General features: G+C 81.5%; 1 pseudogene. It reads left to right on the top strand.

The features are described 5' to 3' along the window. Nucleotides 1-219 precede the first annotated feature (219 nt). Nucleotides 220-421, top strand: a pseudogene (locus GTW08_RS31840) (AsnC family protein); the annotation flags it as partial.

Genomic DNA, 421 nt, shown 5'->3' with positions numbered 1-421 from the left:
CCGGCGGGGGGTGCCTCCGGCCCACGGACCGACACCGCCCCCGGCACGCAGGCCGCACCCACGCCACCACCTCCCGGGAACCGGACCCGTCCCGCCCCGGTTGCGGCCGGTCACGCGCGGCACGCGTCCTCGCAGATGGGGACGGCGGCGCCCGCCGTCGCCCCGGCACCGGGCGCCGATACCGGTGCCGTCGACGCGTCCGGTTCCCCGGTCACGTCCGTGCAGGCCGGGGCCGTGGACGGGCAGGCTCCGCCGCCGCCCGGCCCCGGGGAGCTCCTGGTCCGCACCCCCGCCGACGTGCCGGAACCGCTCGCACCGGGGGTCGTCGTCGTCCTGCCGGGTGGGTTCCGGATGTCCGCCGGACCGGCGCCCGCACCGCGCGAGGCGGTCCGCCCCGTCCCGGCGCCGACGGTGCCCGAGG

This window comes from Pseudonocardia sp. SID8383 (genome assembly GCF_009864975.1).
GTDB lineage: Bacteria > Actinomycetota > Actinomycetes > Mycobacteriales > Pseudonocardiaceae > Pseudonocardia > Pseudonocardia alni.
The sequence above is the reverse complement of the archived record's forward strand: the minus strand, read 5'-3'. Positions and strand labels throughout refer to the sequence as shown.